Origin of the sequence: Anaerovirgula multivorans (assembly GCF_900188145.1) — a bacterium.
In the GTDB taxonomy this organism is placed as follows: domain Bacteria; phylum Bacillota; class Clostridia; order Peptostreptococcales; family Natronincolaceae; genus Anaerovirgula; species Anaerovirgula multivorans.
Window position 1 is genome coordinate 49,678 of the sequence record NZ_FZOJ01000020.1, and the last position, 20,965, is coordinate 70,642.

General features: G+C 35.7%; 21 protein-coding genes. 20 read left to right on the plus strand and 1 reads right to left on the minus strand.

Annotated elements, in window-relative coordinates; all coding sequences use genetic code 11:
* The first annotated feature begins 230 nt into the window (after positions 1-230).
* The 7 genes from CHB72_RS17120 (at position 231) to CHB72_RS17145 (ending at position 9,484) form a co-directional block, all read left to right on the plus strand.
* The gene (locus tag CHB72_RS17120) at positions 231-4,505 is read left to right on the plus strand and encodes an NEAT domain-containing protein (protein ID WP_089284096.1); all 4,275 of its coding nucleotides are present in this window, start codon (positions 231-233) and stop codon (positions 4,503-4,505) included.
* A gap of 212 nt (positions 4,506-4,717) precedes the next feature.
* The gene (locus CHB72_RS17125; RefSeq protein ID WP_089284097.1) at positions 4,718-5,392 is read left to right on the plus strand and encodes a heme-binding Shp domain-containing protein; all 675 of its coding nucleotides are present in this window, start codon (positions 4,718-4,720) and stop codon (positions 5,390-5,392) included.
* Between the two features lie 188 nt (positions 5,393-5,580).
* Positions 5,581-5,736 carry a hypothetical protein gene (locus CHB72_RS26680; RefSeq protein WP_176431435.1) on the plus strand — a complete coding sequence of 52 codons (156 nt, stop codon included), beginning with the start codon at positions 5,581-5,583 and terminating at the stop codon, positions 5,734-5,736.
* 72 nt (positions 5,737-5,808) lie between these two features.
* Complete coding sequence (gene isdE / locus CHB72_RS17130; protein ID WP_089284098.1) at positions 5,809-6,678, plus strand: heme ABC transporter substrate-binding protein IsdE; 870 nt, start codon at positions 5,809-5,811, stop codon at positions 6,676-6,678.
* Positions 6,679-6,685: 7 nt separating this feature from the next.
* The gene (locus tag CHB72_RS17135; protein WP_089284099.1) at positions 6,686-7,669 is read left to right on the plus strand and encodes a FecCD family ABC transporter permease; all 984 of its coding nucleotides are present in this window, start codon (positions 6,686-6,688) and stop codon (positions 7,667-7,669) included.
* The gene (locus CHB72_RS17140; protein WP_089284100.1) at positions 7,659-8,438 is read left to right on the plus strand and encodes an ABC transporter ATP-binding protein; all 780 of its coding nucleotides are present in this window, start codon (positions 7,659-7,661) and stop codon (positions 8,436-8,438) included. Before CHB72_RS17135 ends, CHB72_RS17140 begins: the two co-directional genes overlap by 11 nt.
* 113 nt (positions 8,439-8,551) lie before the next feature.
* Positions 8,552-9,484 carry a DUF362 domain-containing protein gene (locus CHB72_RS17145; RefSeq protein WP_089284101.1) on the plus strand — a complete coding sequence of 311 codons (933 nt, stop codon included), beginning with the start codon at positions 8,552-8,554 and terminating at the stop codon, positions 9,482-9,484.
* Positions 9,485-9,498: 14 nt separating this feature from the next.
* Here CHB72_RS17145 and CHB72_RS17150 read toward each other — a convergent pair whose 3' ends face one another.
* Positions 9,499-10,347 (minus strand): DegV family protein, encoded by an 849-nt coding sequence (locus CHB72_RS17150; protein ID WP_089284102.1) that lies wholly within the window; start codon positions 10,345-10,347, stop codon positions 9,499-9,501.
* Positions 10,348-10,520: 173 nt separating this feature from the next.
* Here CHB72_RS17150 and CHB72_RS17155 point away from each other — a divergent pair, with 173 nt between their 5' ends.
* From CHB72_RS17155 to cooS, 13 genes are all read left to right on the plus strand, one after another.
* Positions 10,521-10,721, plus strand: coding sequence for a small, acid-soluble spore protein, alpha/beta type (locus tag CHB72_RS17155; protein ID WP_089284103.1), 201 nt, complete (start codon positions 10,521-10,523; stop codon positions 10,719-10,721).
* 94 nt (positions 10,722-10,815) lie between these two features.
* Positions 10,816-11,088 (plus strand): hypothetical protein, encoded by a 273-nt coding sequence (locus CHB72_RS17160; protein ID WP_089284104.1) that lies wholly within the window; start codon positions 10,816-10,818, stop codon positions 11,086-11,088.
* A 111-nt stretch (positions 11,089-11,199) separates the two neighbouring features.
* Positions 11,200-11,337 (plus strand): hypothetical protein, encoded by a 138-nt coding sequence (locus CHB72_RS26685; protein WP_176431436.1) that lies wholly within the window; start codon positions 11,200-11,202, stop codon positions 11,335-11,337.
* Positions 11,338-11,519: 182 nt separating this feature from the next.
* Positions 11,520-11,750, plus strand: coding sequence for a hypothetical protein (locus tag CHB72_RS17165; RefSeq protein ID WP_089284105.1), 231 nt, complete (start codon positions 11,520-11,522; stop codon positions 11,748-11,750).
* A 102-nt stretch (positions 11,751-11,852) separates the two neighbouring features.
* Complete coding sequence (locus CHB72_RS17170) at positions 11,853-12,731, plus strand: exonuclease domain-containing protein (RefSeq protein ID WP_089284106.1); 879 nt, start codon at positions 11,853-11,855, stop codon at positions 12,729-12,731.
* Between the two features lie 33 nt (positions 12,732-12,764).
* Positions 12,765-13,973, plus strand: coding sequence for a hypothetical protein (locus CHB72_RS17175; RefSeq protein WP_089284107.1), 1,209 nt, complete (start codon positions 12,765-12,767; stop codon positions 13,971-13,973).
* Between the two features lie 23 nt (positions 13,974-13,996).
* A complete protein-coding gene (locus CHB72_RS17180) occupies positions 13,997-14,275 on the plus strand; it encodes a hypothetical protein (RefSeq protein WP_089284108.1) in 279 nt (92 codons plus the stop codon).
* A gap of 137 nt (positions 14,276-14,412) precedes the next feature.
* Positions 14,413-14,580, plus strand: a complete 168-nt coding sequence (locus tag CHB72_RS28315; RefSeq protein ID WP_408606577.1) for a 3'-5' exonuclease — start codon at positions 14,413-14,415, stop codon at positions 14,578-14,580.
* Positions 14,581-15,013: 433 nt separating this feature from the next.
* Positions 15,014-15,493 (plus strand): QueT transporter family protein, encoded by a 480-nt coding sequence (locus CHB72_RS17190; RefSeq protein WP_089284109.1) that lies wholly within the window; start codon positions 15,014-15,016, stop codon positions 15,491-15,493.
* 432 nt (positions 15,494-15,925) lie between these two features.
* Positions 15,926-16,924, plus strand: coding sequence for a hypothetical protein (locus tag CHB72_RS17195; protein WP_242975173.1), 999 nt, complete (start codon positions 15,926-15,928; stop codon positions 16,922-16,924).
* Between the two features lie 313 nt (positions 16,925-17,237).
* On the plus strand, positions 17,238-18,326 hold the full coding sequence (locus CHB72_RS17200; protein ID WP_089284111.1) for an XdhC family protein: 1,089 nt from the start codon (positions 17,238-17,240) through the stop codon (positions 18,324-18,326).
* 194 nt (positions 18,327-18,520) lie between these two features.
* Entirely contained in the window at positions 18,521-18,931 is a 411-nt protein-coding gene (locus CHB72_RS17205) for an RrF2 family transcriptional regulator (RefSeq protein WP_089284112.1), read from the plus strand.
* 121 nt (positions 18,932-19,052) lie between these two features.
* Positions 19,053-20,921: an anaerobic carbon-monoxide dehydrogenase catalytic subunit gene (gene cooS, locus CHB72_RS17210; protein WP_089284113.1), complete on the plus strand. Its 1,869-nt coding sequence runs from the start codon at positions 19,053-19,055 to the stop codon at positions 20,919-20,921.
* The last annotated feature ends 44 nt before the right edge of the window (positions 20,922-20,965 follow it).

Genomic DNA, 20,965 nt, shown 5'->3' on the forward strand with positions numbered 1-20,965 from the left:
TAAAATTGGTTATCTATAGCAATTAATCTAAATATAAGTTTTTGCAACTTGCTATTTAGAAATTGCTTGGACAGAGTACCAATAAGTTATTGTTTAAGCACAAGAAAGGAGAGGATGATGATAAGATATAGATTTTTTATAGCTCCTCCATAAAATTAATCCTATGAACTTACCGTAATAAGATATAGCCAGAAGTTTTAAGATTAATAGGAAGAGAGGAGAGAAGCGTGATGAAAAAGAGGCTTCTTAGTATATTGCTGACATTTATGATGATACTGACTATGTTTCCAAGTACGGGTTTTGCCATTGATATGAATGCACCAATAGAGTCGAGTTATGGTTTAGCAGAGGTAGGCGAAGACATTACCCAAGAAACAGAAGAAACCCAAACGGTTGAAAAAACCGAATTACCAAAGGAAGAAGCCGAGGAGGTGAAAGAAGAAGCGTCGGAAGAAGAAACAAGTGAGGAAGATACTCAAGAGATAGAAGAAGAAACAAGTGAGGAAGACACTCAAGAGATAGAAGAAGAAACAAGTGAGGAAGACACTCAAGAGATAGAAGAAGAAACAAGTGAGGAAGATGCTCAAGAGATAGAAGAAGAAACAAGTGAGGAAGACACTCAAGAGATAGAAGAAGAAACAAGTGAGGAAGACACTCAAGAGATAGAAGAAGAAACAAGTGAGGAAGATGCTCAAGAGATAGAAGAAGAAACAAGTGAGGAAGATGCTCAAGAGATAGAAGAAGAAACATTAGACCAAGAAATTGATATAATAGATGATATGGAGATGGGTATAGCATCTGATGTTATTGAAAATGGGGTCTATACAATAGATGTCAGAGGATGGCATGCTACAAATGATACTGTATCCATGATGGCAAGTGCTTTGGATCAAAAAGCTATGTTAGAAATTTTTAATGGTGAAATATATGCTACTATTCGATTCATTCCTACTAGCATTTTTGGGGTTCCCATTACTGGAACAGCAGTTAAAGAGATATGGCCGGGATCGACAGCAGCAGGTTTGGAAGCGGGTACTGGGCAAACGGGTACAATACGGGTAGATGAGAGTCAAACCTATAGATTTTCAATAGATAGCCTAGATATGCCGTTGCTTTCCATGTATGTAGGAGATCCTATGAACACCATACAAACGATACGTTTAAATTTTGATATGGAGACACTGGAGGAGGGTGGCTTATCATTCCCTGATCCTGCTTCGGTAGCTGTGGAGGAAATAAGTATAAAAACAGCACCAACAAAGGTGGCCTACATAGAAGGAGATATGATAGAACTTTCAGGATTGGAAGTAATTTTGATAAAGGAAGATAGTTCTACTGAAGAAGTGGCATTTGAAGATTTTGAAGCTAAAGGGATTGTGACCAGTATTCAAGAAGGACATATACTTGCAATCGACGATACACAGCTAGTAATTACCCATGTAGAAAGCGGTGCAGCAGTCAATCAAGCATTACAGATATCAGCAAAACCTATTATGCTTGCAGATGGAAGCTATACAATAGATGTCAGAGGATGGCATGCCACAAACAATACACAATCAATGATGGCATCTTTACTGGCCCCTCAAGCAATGTTAGAGGTTTCAGAAGGCAAAATGTATGCAACAATCAAGTTTATAAAAGGCAACATCATGGGAGTTCCAGTTGTAGGTTCTGCTGTTTCGGAGGTATGGGCAGAGCAAACTACAACACCAACGACTGGAACAGGTATAAAGGGGACAGTCAATGAAGAGGAAGGAAGTAACACCTATAGAATTGAGATTAGCACCCTTAATATGCCGAAGCTTGACATGATGGTAGCAATGATGGGTTCACCATCGCTAATGACAGTACGCCTTAACTTTGACGAAAGTAGCCTTGAAGAAATTGAGTCAGAAGACAATCCTGACCCTTCGGTAGCTGTGGAGGAAATAAGTATAAAAACAGCACCAACAAAGATAGGCTACATAGAGGGAGATATACTTGACCTTTCAGGGTTAGAAGTAATTTTGATAAAGGAAGATGGTTCTACTGAAGAAGTGGCATTTGCAGATTTTGAAGCTAGAGGTATCGTCACTAGTCTGCAGGAAGGGGATATACTTGCAATCAATGATATACAGCTAGTAATTACCCATGTAGAAAGCGGTGCAGCAGTCAATCAAGCATTACAGATATCGGCAAAACCTATTATGCTTGCAGATGGAAGCTATACAATAGATGTCAGAGGATGGCATGCCACAAACAATACACAATCAATGATGGCATCTTTACTGGCCCCTCAAGCAATGTTAGAGGTTTCAGAAGGCAAAATGTATGCAACAATCAAGTTTATAAAAGGCAACATCATGGGAGTTCCAGTTGTAGGTTCTGCTGTTTCGGAGGTATGGGCAGAGCAAACTACAACACCAACGACTGGAACAGGTATAAAGGGGACAGTCAATGAAGAGGAAGGAAGTAACACCTATAGAATTGAGATTAGCACCCTTAATATGCCAAAGCTTGACATGATGGTAGCAATGATGGGTTCACCATCGCTAATGACAATACGCCTTAACTTTGATGAAAGTAGCCTTGAAGAAATTGAGTCAGATGATGAAGTGGAAACGCCTAAAGAAATTAATCCAGATAAAAATCCAGTGAAAGAAATCGAAACTGCAACTGAGAGTATCGAGGTTACAAAAGAGACTGTTAAAGATGTGGATGAATTTGATAATATGGCAGTAAAAATTGTTAATGCCACTATTAATATTCCAGTTAAGATATTTAAGCAATATTTAAATGATGAAACAAAGCATATAAACATCATCAAAACTGTAATAAGAGAAGATTATGACGCAAGTGTTAGAAAATTAATTGCCGGAAATGATACATTAATTGAAGCATTTGATTTAAGTATGCAATTAGTGTCATCTACTGGAGAAACTGAGAATATAAGTGAGCTAGGAGAAAAGATAAGAGTAATGATTCACCTAACAGATGAACAGGTGTCAAATATTTCAAAGACAGTGAAAAATACGCTTTATTACTACAATCCTAATACGGATCAACTTGAGGATATGAAGGCAATATTTGATGTGGATAATAAGAGAGTAATCTTTTATACAGATCACTTAAGTACCTTTGTCGTTGTAAGTACCAGAGATACAACAGGTGGAGGGGAAATAGTGCCTATCGATGAATTGAAGGATGGATACTATACAATTGAAGCCACTGCCCTTTATGAAAATTCTAATAGCGTGTCTATGGTAAATCAATTTATTAAAGAGCCAGCTAATCTAGAGGTTCGAGGAAATAGAATCATAGTAACCATGGCATGGCATGGAACAGAATATGTACCTATGAATTCGCTAAAGGAATTAAAATATAAAAACAGCAGTGGGAATTTTGTTAATGTACAACGAACTCTTTATGATTCCAGCAATATGCTTATGCTTACCTTTGAGGTGGAGAACTTAGATGAACCTGTAGTTATGCAGGTGTCTGTTCCTATGGCGATGGTAGGGTATCAACCTAAGTTCAGATTAGTATTTAATCTAAATACACTGAAGGCTGGAACTGTGAGTTATCCAATATCCGCTGGAGGAGAGAAGTATATTATAGAGGCGACTGCTGGTGAGGGAGGAACCATTGATCCAGATGGAAAGGTTGAAGTTGAAGCAGGAAAAGATCAGACTTTTACTATTAAAGCAGATGAAGGATACAAAATTAAGGAAGTTATAGTAGATAATGAGTCTGTGGGAGCAATAGAAAGCTATACTTTTGAGAAGATAGAAAAATCAGGAGAAATAAGTGTTACTTTTGAAAAAATAGAAGAAGGTCTAGAAGAACTTATCCTTGAGGAGGAAGAGTTTTTAGAGATTTCTTTTAAAGATATTGAAGGACACTGGGCAGAATCTTTTATCAAAAAAGTAGTTAGAAAAGGAATCATGACAGGAATAGATGAAGAAACTTTTAGTCCTGATAGTTTTGTTACAAGAGAAATGTTTGTAACGATTCTTGCTAAACTTTATGATGCTGATGTTGAAGGCTATGATATTTCTCTATTCGAAGATGTTAATCCAGATGAATATTATGCAAAATATATTCACTGGGCTGCTGATAAAGGCATTGTTAAAGGTCTTGGAGAAGGCAAATTCGAACCTGAATATGCTATTACCCGTGAGCAATTGGCAGTGATGTTTGTAAAATATGCAGCATTTGCAGAGATTGACTTGAAGGAAGTAAAAGTTACTAAAAAATCTTTGCAAGAAGTTGAAGATAATTTTGTAGATGAGGATGAAATCAGCCCTTGGGCCAGGGACAGTGTTAAATTAATGAAGCAATCTGGTATTATGGTGGGGAAAAGCAACAATAAGTTTTATCCAAAGGCATCAGCCACTAGAGCGGAAGTTGCTACAATTATTGCCAAAATACTAGATGTTCTAGAGGAGAAAGTGGAGGACATGGAAGTTATGACAGAAGTTAATAATGAGGATGATATTGAAACAGCAGAAGCACTGAAGGAATAAAAGAATTAAATGATCTTCACCGCATTTTTCATTATGAGAAGTGTGGTGAAGATATCAAAGCAATATATTTAAGTATTAATAAAGTTTAAAAACACCAATTGATATTTAGATTTTATAGTGTTTATAAAAAAAGATTGAAAAAAATGTCATAGTTCTAATAAAAAGAAATAAATCGTCTTGCAATCAGGCAAGAGAAGAGGAGAAATGAAGATATGAAAAAGAAGATTTTAAGTTTTTTAATGATCATGACTATAGCGGTAGGAGTGATGGCCGTAGATATATTTGCTTTAGAGGATGGGGTGTATATTGTCTCCAACACTACATCTTATGTTAATCCAGACACAGGAAAAACTGATGATGGAGGCAGTGATACTTCCCTTGGGGATGGCATGGCTAGAGGTATGACCCATGAAACGAGTTTTTATGAAGTAATAGAGGGTAAACATTATATAACAGTCCGCATTGGGATGGTTTCTTATATTGAGAATATGCGGTTTAAGGTACAGTCGGAGAAAGGGAAGGGAGACTATAAATCTATTTCTTATAAGGTTGTAGGGGAGAATAAGGAAGAGGATACTAGAGACTACCGAATAGAAATTCCATCAATAGATTTTCGTATAAGTCCTACTTTTTTTGTTGGCCCTATGAATAGAGATGTTGTCTTTTTTATATCTTTTAATTCGGCATCTATAAAGGAAGATGATGGTTCGCTTGGAGGCTATACCAGAGAGGTTGAAAAAAGTAATAGTATAAGTACGAATGAAGAAACGCCATCAACAGTTCAGGAATCTACTGGAATTTCAGAAGTTCATAGCATTTCAGAAGAAAATAGACAAAAATCAACAACGGAAGTAGAAAAAAAAACCTTGAAAAGCCAAGTCTTCTAGAAGAAGTTGAGGAAGCTGAAAAAAGTCTCCAAGATTCTAAATTAGCAGCAGAGCTTGATATTGATATTGAAAAAGACTCCTTAAAAACCAATGAACTCGCTAAAGAAGATGTAGTAAAAAATTCTATTCATCTCAATGAAGTTCAAGAATCAAATGCAATTAAAAGTCAAGAAGAAAATGCATCTGAAATGCAAGGTCTTGCAGAATTTGATTCACAAGGAGTAGTAATAAAAAGCCAAGATGAAGAAGAGGATAGGGACATTAACTTTGCTTTGCTTGTAATCCCTATTTTTTTCTTATGTTTAGGAGGATATTTTATATATATTAAAAAACTTAAAAAATAAGATGACAAGGTCTCTAGACTTGATTTTAGATGAAGGTTTAGAGCTTTTGTAGTTAAGAAATTAGGTGAAAAAATGAAAAAATTACTAATAGGGTTTTTATGTATATTTATGCCAATAGTATTGGCAGGCTGCGCAGTTAGAACTTCTTTTGAGGATGAGAATAAAGAAGAGATAAGAGTCATAAGTACATCTGCTGCTCTATGTGAGATAATGGAGGAATTGGACTTGGATTTAGTGGGTATACCCCACACTGCCTTTCAATTGCCAGAAAGATATAAAGATGTCACTGAGGTAGGAACGCCCATGACACCTGATATGGAGATTATTAAATCATTGAATCCAACAGATGTTCTTACCCCTAATTCATTGCAATATGATTTAAAACCACAATATGAAAGTATTGGTGTGCCTTCCACCTTTGTGAACTTGATGAGTTTGGAAGGAATGTTCAAAAGTATTGAAGGTCTTGGGAAAAAATACAATAGGGTTCCTGAAGCAACTGCATTAATTGAGGAGTATAATGGTTTTATGAGGGATTATAACCAGAAAATAGAAGGAAAAGAAAAACCCAGGGTTCTAATTTTGATGGGGCTCCCGGGAACCTATATGGTAGCTACAGAGAAGTCATATGTAGGGAGTCTTGTTAAGCTAGGAGGAGGTATTAATGTATTTGAAGGTGAAGAAGCCTTTTTGAGTATTAATACGGAGGCATTGTTACAAGCAGATCCCGACATTATTTTAAGAACATCCCATGCTATGCCTGAGATGATAATGGAAGCCTTTGAAAAGGAATTTAGAGAAAACGATATTTGGAAGCATTTTAGAACTGTCCAAGAAGGAAGAGTATACGATCTTAGTCATAATATATTTGGAATGAGCGGAAATTTGAATTATAAGGAAGGGCTTGAATTTTTACAAGGATTACTATATGAAGAGGACTGAAAAGAACATGCGCAAAAAAACAATTATTTTTGTCTTACTAGCAATAATGCTTATAGGTTTATTTTTCGTAGCCGTCAATACAGGCGGGATTAAAATTTCATTTATTAAGTTATTAAAGGGTTTATTTATTGAATACAATAGAGATGTTGAGATTATCTTTGATTTGCGTTTTCCAAGAATAATTATTGCAATGCTGTCTGGGGCAGCTTTAGCAGTTTCAGGTGTGCTGTTTCAAGCTGTTATGAAAAATCCCTTGGCGGATCCAGGACTTATTGGAATATCTGCAGGTGCCAGTTTTTTTGCTGTTATTCTAGTGATGTTTTTCCCAAGTTTATATTTCTTTACACCGTTGTTTGCTTTTTTAGGAGGAATTACTGCTTGTATTCTTGTCTATACCCTATCATGGAAATCTGGACTTAGTCCTTTGAGAATTATTCTAGTAGGGGTTGCGGTCAATGCTCTTTTTTCAGGTTTAATTGAAGCTCTTGGCTTTATAGCAGGTGGCAAGCAAAGTGCTGTTACCGCTGGTATAAGTGCTAATATTATTATGAAAACATGGAATGATGTTCACATGCTTACAGGGTATGTGATCTTTGGTCTTATTATGGGGTTTTGTGTAGTAGATAAATGTAATTTACTATCATTAGAAGACAAAACAGTTAGAAACCTAGGAGTAAATGTAAATGGGGCAAGGGTACTGATATCTTCAATTGCAGTTTTGTTAGCAAGTATTTCAACAGCCATTGTTGGTCCTATTAGTTTTGTAGGACTTGTTGTTCCACATATTGCAAGAATTTTTGTTGGTTCAAACCATAAGATATTGATACCCTTTGCTATTTTATTAGGAAGTTTTACGGTCTTATTTGCAGATACTGTAGGACGTGTTATTGTTTACCCTTATGAAATACCCACTTCTATTATTATGGCAGTTATTGGAGGACCTTTCTTTATTTTTCTTCTTAGAAGGAGTGAAAAAACCTATGGAAATTAGAAATCTATCCTTCCAATATGGTAAACAGTTGATTTTAAAATCCATATCTTCTCATATTCAAAGAGGGAAGATAACCACAATTATAGGTCCTAATGGTTGTGGAAAATCTACCTTGTTTCATTTGATGACAAAAAACTTAAAACCATCAAAGGGAGGAATTTATTTAGAAAATAGAAATATTAAAGATATAAGTTTAAAAGAGTTTTCAAAACAAGTTGCTATTGTTCATCAATATAATACTGTCCCGGCAGATGTAACAGTAAGAAGGCTGATTGCTTATGGAAGAACACCCTATTTGTCTTTTTATAGAAAAAATAATAACGAAGATGAAGAAATCATTGAATGGGTCATGAAGATAACTGGGGTTTACAAAATGAAAGACCAGCCAATAGCTACTCTTTCTGGAGGAGAAAGACAAAGAGCTTTTATAGGAATGGCTTTAGCACAGAAGACGAATATTTTATTTTTAGATGAACCCACAACCTATCTTGATATACACTATCAAATTGAAATTTTAAATTTAATAAAAAAACTTAATAGAGATTTTCATATGACAATTGTAATGATTTTACATGATGTTAATCAGGCTCTCCATTATAGTCATGAGATTATTGGGTTAAAGGAGGGACGCATAATTGTTCAAGGGAATAACGACAAGATTATCAGCAGGAGTACACTTCACGAAATCTTTAATGTTAATTTAAAAATAGTGAAGGAAAAAGGCAAACAATATGTATTGGCTGTTTCGGAAAAAGATGGACTTTTATAGGTGTCTTTACTTTGGATTTTTAAGGGATTAACTTTCCTTTTATATGCTGTTGATGTATAAAAAGATAGCTAATGGGAACAAATAGAGTAATAAAACAGCATGGAGGAAAAATAATGAGAGAAAGAAGAGTTAAAGAACCAATCGTTAGTATTACCCATAATCAGATAGAACAGCTTTCTATTATAGAAGCCATTAACCTGTTACCTATAGATGACATAATAAAAGAGGGAGATAAGGTAGTGATTACTCCCAATTGGGTAAAAGTACAACCTCCCTATACAGCTACTGTCGTTGGACCACAAACATTGAGGAAGTTAATACAGTATGTGAAAAGCAAAAAACCTGAAAAGATAATAATAGCAACTGGTTCAGGAGGAGATGACACCCAAAAAGTTTTTACTGCAGTGGGCTATGATAAAATTGTTAAAGAAGAAGGGGTAGAATTCATTGATTTGAACTATGGTCCTTATATGGAATTGGAATTAGGTCATGAAATAATAAAAACCACAAAAATCAATAAACTACTTGAGGAGCTAGACGTGCTTATAAGTTTTACACAACTGAAACAACATGAAGAAGCAACTGTAAGTGCTTCTATAAAAAACATAGCTTTAGGATGGCCTCCTGCAGAAATCCATGGTTTTCCAAAAAAGAGTCTGGGGATACATGAAGATTTACATGGTTTCATTATATCGATGGCCAAAAAGGTAGCAATTGATTTAGCAATTGTTAGCTTGGATAAAACGATGATAGGTACAGGCCCCTCAGATGGAAAAGCGGTAAATACTGAAGGGCTAATTATTGCTGCTACCGATCCAGTGGCGGCGGACGCTGTAGGAGCTAGATTGTTAGGTTTTTTACCTCAGGCTGTACAGTATCTTTATAAATTATATGTAAATGGCGTTGGAGAAGCAGATCCAAAAAAAATGACCATAAAGGGACTTACTTTAGAAGAAGCAGAGAAGCTATTTTCTAAAGCAGCCTATGGTCAAGAAATTGTATTAGATCAGAATAATGTTATAAAGAATATCCATGGATCACAGTGAAGCCTGTATAACTATTATGTAACAGCGTACATAATTCCCACAGTTTTTGGTCCACAGTGGCTGGAGATTACACATCCAGCCTCTAATGTGATTATTTCTTTAACGTCTAGTGCTGTTACTAGCTGTTGCTTTAGGTAGATTAAATCCTCAGAGGCAAGAGAATGAATAACAATCATTCTATTTTTTTGTATGCTTTCTTTATCCTTTAAAATCTCCTCTAATAAGGTATTAAATGTTTTTTCTCTTTTACCTCTAGTTTTTTGATAAAGAACAATTTTTCCATTAATTACTTTTAGTATAGGTCTTATTTTTAACATGTTGCCAATAAAGCTTTGAATAGAAGAGCATCTTCCACCCTTTTGAAGATATTCTAGCGTATCAATAGCAAAAAAAGTTTGCATTTTGGGAATCATTTCTCTAATTTTCACAGCAATTTCTTCAACCTGCATGTTTGCTTCAGCATAATCAACAGCCTGTAAAGCTAACAGACCGATGCCAGCGGATAAATTAAGAGAGTCAATGATGTGTATCTTTCCCTTTGGAAATTCCATGGCTGCAATTTTTGCGTTTTGTATTGTAGCAGATAACTGGGATGATAATCCTATATAAAGAACATCTTTTCCTTCATCAACATAAGACTTAAAGACGTTATGGAAATCTGCTGGTGTGGGTGATGATGTTTTAGGAAGCTCTCCAGTTTCGTTAACTTTTTTGTATAATTCTACAGTAGATATTTCAACACCATCTTTATATGTATTCTCTCCAAAGACAACATAGAGTGGAACAACTGCAATGTTTTTTTCCTGAATAATTTCTAAGGAAAGATCAGCAGTACTATCAGTGATAACTTGCACTTTATTCATTTTGGTCCTCCTCAAGAAAGTATTATTTATTCTTGGCATTGTTTATATTTATTCTAATCCGATTATAGCATACTATTGTTACTTTTAAAATTCTTAAAAATATCTATAAAACCTTATATTGCCTTGTATTCTATAGCAATTACTACAAAAAATAAAATTGAGGTGGTGTTAGAATGGATAAAAAAATTAATAAATTAAAGGAAGTAGGAAAAATAAGTAGTCGTTTAGAAATTTCTAGCGAAATAGGCATGGATAAAGGAAATCTATCCTCTCGAATATTAGGCTATTATGGTGGAGCCATAGGAGGGCTAATGACAAGAAAATTAATTGAAAGAGGAGAAAAGGATTTAATCAATGAATACAAAAATAAGTAGAAATGATAGGGTAGAAAAAACTACCCTTTTTTTATTGGATAAAAAATATTAAAGTTGGAATAACATCAATCGAAGTTAAGTAGGATATGTTGATGTGGTAATAAGCTTACTACTTTACAAAAAAGGCAAGACAGATTTTGTAAGAAAAGTAGTCCTAGCCCTTGTTACAGAAGCGGAGAAGCGGTATGGAAATGGAACTGGGGATTTGAAATATAACCATGTTGTCGAGCGGATTTACGAGGTGCTTCCATGGATACTTAGAGTGCTGTATTCAAAAGAACAGCTAGATAAAATGATAGAGGATGCGGTTGAATATCTAAAAAGATATCTAGCAGAAGGAAAAGATTTGGTTGGTCATGAAGGGTAGATTAATTTCTACCTTTTTTTTATTTTTTGTAAAGTTTTTTTCTAAAAGATGGATAAAAATAGTTGACATTACTCAATATATTGAGTATGATATAATTAGGAGGTGAGGAAATTGAAAGAATTAGATGACTGGATAGGGTTTGCAGTATCAGTACTTAACCTAGCAACAGCAATAATAGCCCTTAAAACAGTCAAAGAAAGCAAAAAGAACTCGACCACGAAGGCGAGTTCTAAGAAAAAGAAAAAGTGAGGTATGGGGGAGGTTCAGCTCCCCTATATAATACCTTTATATATATTATAGCATAAAAAAGAAAAAATAATCTTATACTGGGAGGGAAATATAATGATTAAATATATTTCATTATTCACTAGTGTTATCGCCCTGTTGATTGCTATAAAGGCTTATACAGAGGGTAAAAGGAGGTAGATATTTTGGCTAAAGCAAATAATCCTAGACTACAAGCTCAGGTAACTCCAGAATTGAAAGAGATAACTGATAAAATGCTGGAGCACTTGGATATGTCACAAGCACAGTTTTTTGAAAAATATCTACCTGCTTTATTTCTAGCTATCGACAGAGGCAAATACCTTGAGTTACTTGAAACAGTTTATGGCAACGAAGAATTAAATAGATTAATAAAGACTTCAGAAAGGCTGGGTTAATTCTCAGCCTGTTTTTTATTTTTTGTCTAAATTTGAATGAAGGAATAAGTCAATTAATAGCAAATAGTATAGAATAATAATATTTTTAGGAGGTAGTGAATAATGATGTTTTTTTCACTTGACATAGAAACAGCTAATGTAGATTACTCAAGTATTTGTCAAATAGGGATTGCAAAATTTGAAAATGGAAAAGTAGTTGATACTTGGGTTGAATTAATAAACCCAGAAGATTACTTCGACCCAATTAATATCTCGATTCACAGCATATCTAAAGACATGGTTAAAAATTCTAAAACATTTCCTGAAGTTTATAATTTAATCAAGTATAAACTAGAGAATTCCATTGTAGTCCATCATATGCCATTTGACAAAATAGCTATTAATAGAGCATGTGAAAAATATAATATTCCTATATTTGAAACTAATTGGCTTGATACAGCGAAGGTAAGTAGAAGAAGTTGGGAAGAGTTTGCTTACAAAGGCTATGGACTTAAAAACATAGCAAAACATTTAGACATACAATTTAAGCACCATGATGCTCTTGAAGATGCAATAGCATGTGGGAAAATACTATGCAAAGCTATAGAAAAAACTAATAGCAGCCTTGAAGAATGGTTTAATAGAGTAGAGAAGTCTATAAAATATCCTTCTTTAAGAGATTCTTCTGCACTTACTCTCGAAGGTAATCCAGACGGCCATTTATTTGGTGAAACAATTGTATTTACAGGAGCTTTACAGATGGTTAGGTCAGAAGCGGCTAAATTAGCAGCTAGTGTTGGTTGCAAAGTGGAAAACGGTGTTAATAAAAATACGTCTATACTTGTAGTAGGGATGCAAGATGTTCGTGTAGTTGGAGAAAAAGGGAAAAGTAGCAAGCATATAAAAGCTGAAAATTTAATCAAGAAAGGTGACAATATCCTTATAATAAGTGAAGATGACTTTATGAAATTAATAGAAAAGCCTAAAGCACTTAATATATAATATCTGCATACTAAAGATAAAAGGAGGAAAAAATTGTTAAGCCTAGGAAGTATAAACAAAAAAGTACAAAGAGCCCAAGCAGCAGTACCTAAAGTAGTAAATGCAGGAACAAAGCAAGCTAAACAAATCACCCAAAGAGCAGTAGCAGCAATCCCTAGAGTTATAAACCCTAGAAGTATAAACTCTGTAAAGAAAGCTGTGAACAAAGGGGAAAATGCAGTAAAAGACAAAGGAAAACAAATCATAGATAAAAAAGTAAAAGATGGGAAAGAGAGAAAAGAAAGAATACTAGATAAGCTGAAAAAAGAATGGAAAGATGCCTGTACAACAGTAAAAAGAGGGACACTAACCATAGGCGCAGTTACAGCTACAGCAGTAGGAGTTGCAGATGCGGGTAGAAATTGGTCAGAGTTTCAAGATAGGCTTTTAGGAAGAGGAAAGTATGCAAAAGCTGATGCAACTACTGAAGCAGCGAGGGGTAAAGTGAATATTAAACCTAAAGTGGCGAATGATAAGGGGACGAGTAATATTATGGGTATTGATGAGCAGGATGAGAGTATCCTATCAAAAGCTGATTATGTTGCTATGATTGCATTAAAGTATGAATATAAAAGATATGAAGCGATAGGCGATAATTTAGGCATGGATGCAGTAATGAGAGCGATGATGGCAATACGGCAACAGGCTAATTATAATGGAAAGTACGATATGACAGATTCAAATGGAGTATTAATAGAAGAATATAATTACAGTAGTGATAAGGTAGCGACAGTTACAAAAACATACGTTACATCTATCACATCAAGTAATGAATGGAGAGAAGGTACTAAAGGACTATATATAGCCTCATATCTTTCAGGATATGCACCTTTTCCATATGGATTTACGTTTAGTAAAGCTATTTCAGCATCTGATCCTGTTAAGAACAATTTAAAGCTTTTTAGTAAAGAAGGTCTTCAAGAATTAGGAGTAACTTCGATAGGAGACATTCCTGTTCCAATTAATAAATGGAAAGTATGGGATACTGCTCAATTGGCACAGAGCCTAGCTAATCCAAGCATAACTGAAGGTGATTTTAAAGTTGTAGTAAATTCGACAGAAGATAAAAGTCTAACTATAACTACAACAACAATATATATAAAAGCGGATCTAAAAACACTATACGTTTATAATCCACAAGTTGTTGAAATACAAGGAGGGTATTGGAGACAAAAGGCGGTAAAGGAATGGCAATATGACTAATTTTAAAAGGGGGAAAGAAATGTATGATGTTTAAGTGTCCTCACTGTGATAAAAAGACAATTTCATTATGGAAGAAGTTGTTTCTTGATCCAAGGTATAAATATGAATGTAAGGAATGTGGAGGGTATATAAATATACCGTACTATACCCTAATTGTATTTGGGGTTATAAGTTTAATAATTGTATATATAATATCGGTAGTATTGAATAAAGGATGGATATATACATTGTTTATTTTAGCTCTAGTGGCTATAATATATGAAGTAATAGTGCTATTGTTTGTACCTATTATAAAAAAATAGTTTTATACATGTCAAGGGGACGTATACATGTCAAGGGGACGTACATGTCAAGGGGACGGAGTTGTTGACAACGTTTAAACAAAAACAATCAAAGGGACAATTTAGTACCTGTTGCGGACAAAAATATTACAGCACCAATAACATACACTAATCAAGTTTCAGATACGCTGAGTCTTAGTAGAAAGTATTTTCCAAATCTAAAGAATCATAAACTAGGTACGGTTGCCAAAAAATTAAATATACCTTTAGAGAATGCACATAATGCAATAGATGATGCTTATGTGTGCGGACAGATATATATATAATGTAAAGAAGTTACTGAAGTATTAATAGATTAAAGATTGAAATAATAGCTTTAATAACTAATTATAAAAGCTATGGAGGGGTAAAGAATAGATTTCTAGAAATTAGGTTCCAACAATGAAGTTTATCGAGTAAACATGTAGAGAATCAAACTTGTTTTCTTGATTGCTGACCATAGGTGGTTGTGACTTGATGATTTGGATTTATTTTCTTTAGGCTGGGTATTAACCCAGCCTATTTCATGATTTTATATAGAGAAAAACTGCTAATCTTTTGCTAATCTAATTTTGAAAAAGCATAGAAAATATGATTAAGTATTTTTAAAAAAATTAGTATTTGCAATGATTTTATAAACTATGATATACTATGAAAATGCAGTAGTCAGTTCGAAACCATCCTGACTATAAATAAAACTATGGATTTGGAGGAAAATAAATGAAAAGAACAAAATTTTTAACTCAGGCTGCTATGATTGCGGCGATCTACGTGGTACTAGTGGAGGTCTTTAAGCCCTTTGCCTATGGGATGATACAGGTTAGGGTAGCGGAAGCATTAACAATTCTTCCTTTTTTTACACCAGCAGCCATACCTGGATTAACCATTGGTGTATTGGTTTCTAATATTATAGGACCCTACGGCATGATGGACATTGTATTTGGAAGCTTAGCAACATTAATAGCAGCTTATCTTTCCTATAAGATGCCCAGAAAGATATTGGTGCCAATACCACCTACTATAGTAAATGCTGTTATCATTGGTGCTATGTTGTATTATATCTTCTTAGGAACCCCTGATGAGATGCCGTTACTGGCTATTATGGGTTGGGTTGGACTTGGACAGCTAATTGCTTGCTATGGTCTAGGTTATCCTTTGATGAATATGCTGGAAAAATATAAAGATAAAGTTTTTGGCTAAAAGAAACAGAGGGGTGCTAGTTATCCCTCTGTTATTTTCGCTATCTAACATAATCTATTTTTGATATTGCTGATAATTATAATACACACTACATATCAAAAAAATAATAAATAGACTTTGAATCCATTTCTTTTTATTCATGTCAAACCCTCCTAGGCTATAATAGTATCATTTTTCTATAATTTTATAAAAAGCTTATTAAAAATTTTGTAGATTTTTTAGAAAATAGAATAAAAGGCATTGTCTTTAAAAAGACTAAGTAGTACCATTATTATCGTGTTTTTTTCTATTGATTGTTGTTATTAACACTAAAATCAAGCCACAAGTGGAAAGGTTTTAAGTTATTAGAATTAAGAGAGGAGATATTATTTAATGAGAAAAAGATTAATAAGCACCCTATTTTTTGTGCAAATCTTATCTTTATTAATTGTTATGTCAGGCTGCGCACCCGCAGAAACAGGTGATGCTTCATTTGCAGGGAGATATGTTGGTTACTCATGGCGAGGAGAAGCAAACGGTACTACCTTCGAAGACACCGATCAGTACATAGAAACCATCTTAGAGCTGGATGAGAATGGGATTATTAAAGATGCAAAAATGCGCTTTTTTGTGAAAAAGGACGGGTTCTGGACCACTCGTCAAAGTGGAAATGCGTACGTTGATGTAGATTTTTCAGTAGATCCTACACCAGCAGTACCTGGAGAAGACTATAAAGTGGGAGACTCCATGTTTACAGTTTACACTGCGGATATGATGTCTTTCTATGCTGTTGTAGTTGATTCTGTAGGAACTACAGCGGTTGCTATAGTAGATCCGATTACACGATATCAGTTTGAAATGAAGTTTGCCAAGGACTTCGATTTCGATACACCTGTTGCTGATATGACAATAGGAAATGATATAATTGTTCCGACAATTAGAACTTCTAGTGGTGGTTTATTAAAGCCATCTGAGTGGGATCCTTTAGATGATAAAACTATTTTTGATATCAGCCCATGGTCTCATGTGGTGAACAGTTTTGGAACATTGGAAGGAGTCACAAAAGAATCTTCTATACAAACATTTTTAGAAGTACTAGGAGTTGAGTTCGATGGAGGTCAACCTCAACCGATGTCAGTTGAATATGGGTACTTTGGTTTGGGTGGATGGGAAGGAAATTATCGAGCCATCGAAGCATCACTTAAAGGTCAAGATGCAACGGAAAAGACATCCTTAATTGATTGGTCTATTCCTCGTTACGCAGGTGGTATTAACGAGCAAAATCAGTTTGGTATTGATGTTGAATCTGGTGCAACCCGTACAGTACAGGACTCTATTGATGGAATTTCGGGTGCAACAGTCCGAATGTCCCGAGAATCTACGTCTTATCAGCGTGCACTGGTGAATGCTGGCATCCTTGATGAATCTGATGTTATCATTGGTCGATTCTAAAAACACCAGTTTTACATGTTTTTAAAATATAAAGCAAGGGAATCGTAATGGTGTTGACATAAGAATTGGAACGAGTTTTTTATACTAAGAAAGTGCTACCAGATATAACATGGTAGCATTTTTCAATATTATAATAAATCTATAAATGTAGTACCTTAATCCAGAACCCTTGAAAGGGTTAATACAGCTGACGTAGTAAATGCGATTCCGTCTTTTGACAACTTGGCTGACTATGTTAAAATGAATCATAACAGTTATGTTATTATTGTAAGAAGAGGTCATATCATATCTACACATTTGGAGGTGAAAGATAATGAATGCTAGCATCTATAGAAACTTGATCAATGAATTGGATGCAGGAAAAAAAGCTGTTGTGGTGACAATCATGAGTGATAAAGACAGTGAAAGTAATTCTTTTCTAGAGAAAACTTTGCTCACGGAGGGGGAGATGGGCCTTCAAAATTGTATACATAATCTGGATGAAGTAATTTTCCAAAAGGCTCAGTATGCTTTGGAATCCGGAAACCTTCAGTTTGATAAAGACCCGGGTAAGAAAACATATTTAATTGAGCCTTACTTTCCGGAACCCCGCCTCATTGTTTTAGGTGGAGGACATATTGCAAAACCTTTAGCTGAATTCGGTGCTAGGTTAGGATTCTTAGTTACTGTTATCGACGATCGCCCTTCATTTGCTAACAAGGAAAGATTTCCCGATGCTGAAAGGGTGATTTGTGAGAGCTTCGAAAAGTGCTTTAATCTGTTTCGTATAAATGAGTCAACCTTTGTTGTCATTGTAACTAGGGGACATCGACACGATATCGATTGTCTTAGACAGGTGTTGAAATATAATGCTGCATATATTGGAATGATTGGTTCCAAACGACGAGTTAAAAGTGTAAAAGAGCAATTACTCAGTGAAGGGTACTCTCAAGAGATGCTGAACAAGATGAATGCACCTATCGGGTTGGCGATAGGTGCCATTACCCCTGATGAGATAGCGATTTCCATTATAGCGCAAGTTATTAGCTATAGAAGGCTTGGCGGCACGATGTCGTTAAGTGCTAAATCTCCAAAAATGAATTGGCCGGAGCTTGACAGGATAGTATTGGAGGAACTGAGCAAAGGAGAGAATGATCCTAAAGCCGTTGTTACAGTAGTTTCCACAAAAGGTTCGGTTCCGAGAAAAGCAGGAGCTAAAATGCTTGTGTGGCCGTATGGGAAGACGCTGGGTAGTATTGGTGGTGGGTGTAGCGAAGGAGAGATCATTCATATCGCCCGTGATGTAATTAGAAACCGGGGATATATGGTTCAGCCCATAGACATGACAGGTCAGATTGTTGAAGATGAGGGCATGGTCTGTGGAGGGATGATGGAGGTAGTTATTGAGTCTTGTGTCGAATAAATAAGTCAAAACAAAGTATTTCGGGCTAATATAAAATTAGTTCAAAGGCGAATAAAGTACCTAGCACTTTTGTGGTGCATCATTTTTTATCAAATTTAATTTATGAAAATATTGACAATTCAAAGTTAAAATAATATTATATAAAGTATACTAAAAGAGTATACTTTATATATAAAACTTACTGGAGTGACTTTATGAAAATAACTCAAGAGACAGATTATGCTTTAAGAATTGTTTTGTTTTTATCAAAGGCTGGAATAGACAATTGTATAGAGGCTAAAACCATTTCCGAAAGTGAAAGAATTCCCTTCAGGTTTGCACTGAAGATATTAAGAAAGCTGACGAAAGCAGGTGTCATAAAGGCCTATAGAGGGATTAACGGTGGATATGCATTAAACAAGACACCGGAAAACATAACACTAAAGGATGTGGTGGAAGCGATTGATGGTCCTATCTGTGTTAATAGGTGCCTTTATGATGCAGCCTACTGCAATTTGAATAGGACAAATACATGTACTGTTCATAAGGCGTTAGACAATGTGCGAGAGACATTGCTTAGAGAATTAGAAAGCGTCAACTTCAAAAACCTTATGGAAAAGGAATAATTGGTTCACTTTGCAACGTAAGCGTAAAAGTTAATATTTGTTCAAAAGTATACAAAAACAGTATACTTTTATAAAAAAACAAAACTACACTAAAATAGTAGAGTAAAGGAGGAGTTTTTTTATGTATGTTTGTAAATCAGCTGACAAGAGATTGGAAAGCTACATAGCGGGAAAGGAGGTTGAAACATCCTTTAACAGAGTGGATCATCAAAAGATAAAATGCGGTTTTGGGCAGCAAGGGGTGTGCTGCAGACTTTGTGCCAACGGTCCCTGTAGAATTACACCCAAGTCACCAAAGGGAGTGTGTGGTGCTACGGCAGACACGATTGTAGCTAGAAACTTTTTAAGGGCAGTTGCAAGTGGTGCTGCCTGTTATCTTCATGTTGTGGAAAATACAGCCAGGAACTTAAAAGCAGTAGGAGAACGCAAAGGAAAAATCAAAGGAGAAAAGGTTCTTCATGATTTGGCGTTGCTATTTGGAATTGACTCTGAGGATGTATATGAAAAGGCCATAAAAGTTGCAGAAAAGGTGCTGCAGGATCTATACAAGGCCAGAAGTGAAAAGATGGAATTGGTTGAAAAGATGGCCTATAAGCCAAGGCTTGAAAAGTGGAAGGCCTTGAACATACTTCCCGGCGGTGCAAAATCTGAAGTGTTTGATGCCATTGTAAAAACATCCACCAATTTAAGCAGCGATCCGGTAGATATGCTGCTGCACAGTCTCAATTTAGGAATCTCCACGGGACTTTACGGACTTACCCTGACCAATCTATTGAATGACGTCATGTTAGGGGAGCCTGTTATCCGAAAGGCATCAGTAGGTTTAAAGGTTATTGATGAGAATTACATCAATATTATGATTACCGGGCATCAGCATTCGGTTATCGCTCATCTTCAAGACCGTTTAACTGATGAAGATATGAAAAAGACGGCAGAGGAGGCAGGGGGAAAGGGCTTCAGACTGGTAGGTTGTACCTGTGTAGGGCAAGACCTTCAGCTGAGGGGTGAGCATTACCAAGAAGTATTTTCAGGTCATGCAGGTAATAACTTTACCAGTGAAACCGTGATTTCTACTGGCGCCATTGATTTAATTGTCTCTGAGTTTAACTGCACTTTACCCGGAATAGAACCCATAGCCAACGAGTTTATGGTGGATATGATCTGTTTAGACGATGTAGCGAAAAAATCCAATGCAGAGCATATTCCCTTTACGATGGATAGAGATGAAGAAATATCCGAGTATATCATCGAAAAAGCATTAAACAGCTATAAAAACAGAAGAAGCAAAGTAGTACTAGACATTCCAAAAGACCACGGCCATGATGATGTGATTACTGGTGTGAGTGAAAAATCATTAAAGGAATTCTTGGGGAATACGTGGAAGCCGCTTCTGGATTTGATTGCTGAAGGAAAAATTAAGGGTGTGGCTGCAGTAGTGGGATGTTCCAATCTGACAGCATTAGGGCATGACGTATTTACTGTGGAGCTGACAAAGGAGCTGATTAAACGGGATATTATTGTACTATCTGCAGGTTGCTCCAGTGGAGGACTTGAAAATGTAGGATTGATGTCACCGAAGGCAGCTGCTTTTGCAGGGGATAATTTAAGAGTCGTATGTGAAGCTTTAGGGATTCCACCGGTATTGAATTTTGGACCATGTCTTGCCATTGGAAGACTTGAAATTGTTGCCACAGAGCTTGCAGAAGCACTGAATATTGATATTCCCCAACTGCCGCTGGTTTTATCGGCTCCTCAATGGTTGGAGGAACAGGCTTTAGCAGATGGAGCTTTTGGCTTGGCTCTAGGTTTACCGCTGCATTTAGCGATTCCACCATTCATTACAGGAAGCAAACTGGTGACAGAAGTGTTAACCGAGAAACTGCCGGAGTTAACGGGAGGCAGATTGATTCTGGAAGATGAACCAGCAAAGGCGGCAGAGGTCTTAGAAGAAATTATTTTGGACAGAAGAAAAGGTCTTGGCTTGATATAAATGGACTGTAATGATGGGTAAGGAAAAGGCAGATAAAGGGGATG

Excerpts from the sequence above, each read along its gene's own strand:
- CHB72_RS17120 (WP_089284096.1), top strand. The coding sequence starts at position 231 with ATGAAAAAGAGGCTTCTTAGTATATTGCTGACATTTATGATGATACTG.
- CHB72_RS17125 (WP_089284097.1), top strand. The coding sequence starts at position 4,718 with ATGAAAAAGAAGATTTTAAGTTTTTTAATGATCATGACTATAGCGGTA.
- CHB72_RS26680 (WP_176431435.1), top strand. The coding sequence starts at position 5,581 with ATGCAAGGTCTTGCAGAATTTGATTCACAAGGAGTAGTAATAAAAAGC.
- isdE (WP_089284098.1), top strand. The coding sequence starts at position 5,809 with ATGAAAAAATTACTAATAGGGTTTTTATGTATATTTATGCCAATAGTA.
- CHB72_RS17135 (WP_089284099.1), top strand. The coding sequence starts at position 6,686 with ATGCGCAAAAAAACAATTATTTTTGTCTTACTAGCAATAATGCTTATA.
- CHB72_RS17140 (WP_089284100.1), top strand. The coding sequence starts at position 7,659 with ATGGAAATTAGAAATCTATCCTTCCAATATGGTAAACAGTTGATTTTA.
- CHB72_RS17145 (WP_089284101.1), top strand. The coding sequence starts at position 8,552 with ATGAGAGAAAGAAGAGTTAAAGAACCAATCGTTAGTATTACCCATAAT.
- CHB72_RS17150 (WP_089284102.1), bottom strand. The coding sequence starts at position 10,347 with ATGAATAAAGTGCAAGTTATCACTGATAGTACTGCTGATCTTTCCTTA.
- CHB72_RS17155 (WP_089284103.1), top strand. The coding sequence starts at position 10,521 with ATGGATAAAAAAATTAATAAATTAAAGGAAGTAGGAAAAATAAGTAGT.
- CHB72_RS17170 (WP_089284106.1), top strand. The coding sequence starts at position 11,853 with ATGATGTTTTTTTCACTTGACATAGAAACAGCTAATGTAGATTACTCA.
- CHB72_RS17180 (WP_089284108.1), top strand. The coding sequence starts at position 13,997 with ATGATGTTTAAGTGTCCTCACTGTGATAAAAAGACAATTTCATTATGG.
- CHB72_RS17190 (WP_089284109.1), top strand. The coding sequence starts at position 15,014 with ATGAAAAGAACAAAATTTTTAACTCAGGCTGCTATGATTGCGGCGATC.
- CHB72_RS17195 (WP_242975173.1), top strand. The coding sequence starts at position 15,926 with ATGTCAGGCTGCGCACCCGCAGAAACAGGTGATGCTTCATTTGCAGGG.
- CHB72_RS17200 (WP_089284111.1), top strand. The coding sequence starts at position 17,238 with ATGAATGCTAGCATCTATAGAAACTTGATCAATGAATTGGATGCAGGA.
- CHB72_RS17205 (WP_089284112.1), top strand. The coding sequence starts at position 18,521 with ATGAAAATAACTCAAGAGACAGATTATGCTTTAAGAATTGTTTTGTTT.
- cooS (WP_089284113.1), top strand. The coding sequence starts at position 19,053 with ATGTATGTTTGTAAATCAGCTGACAAGAGATTGGAAAGCTACATAGCG.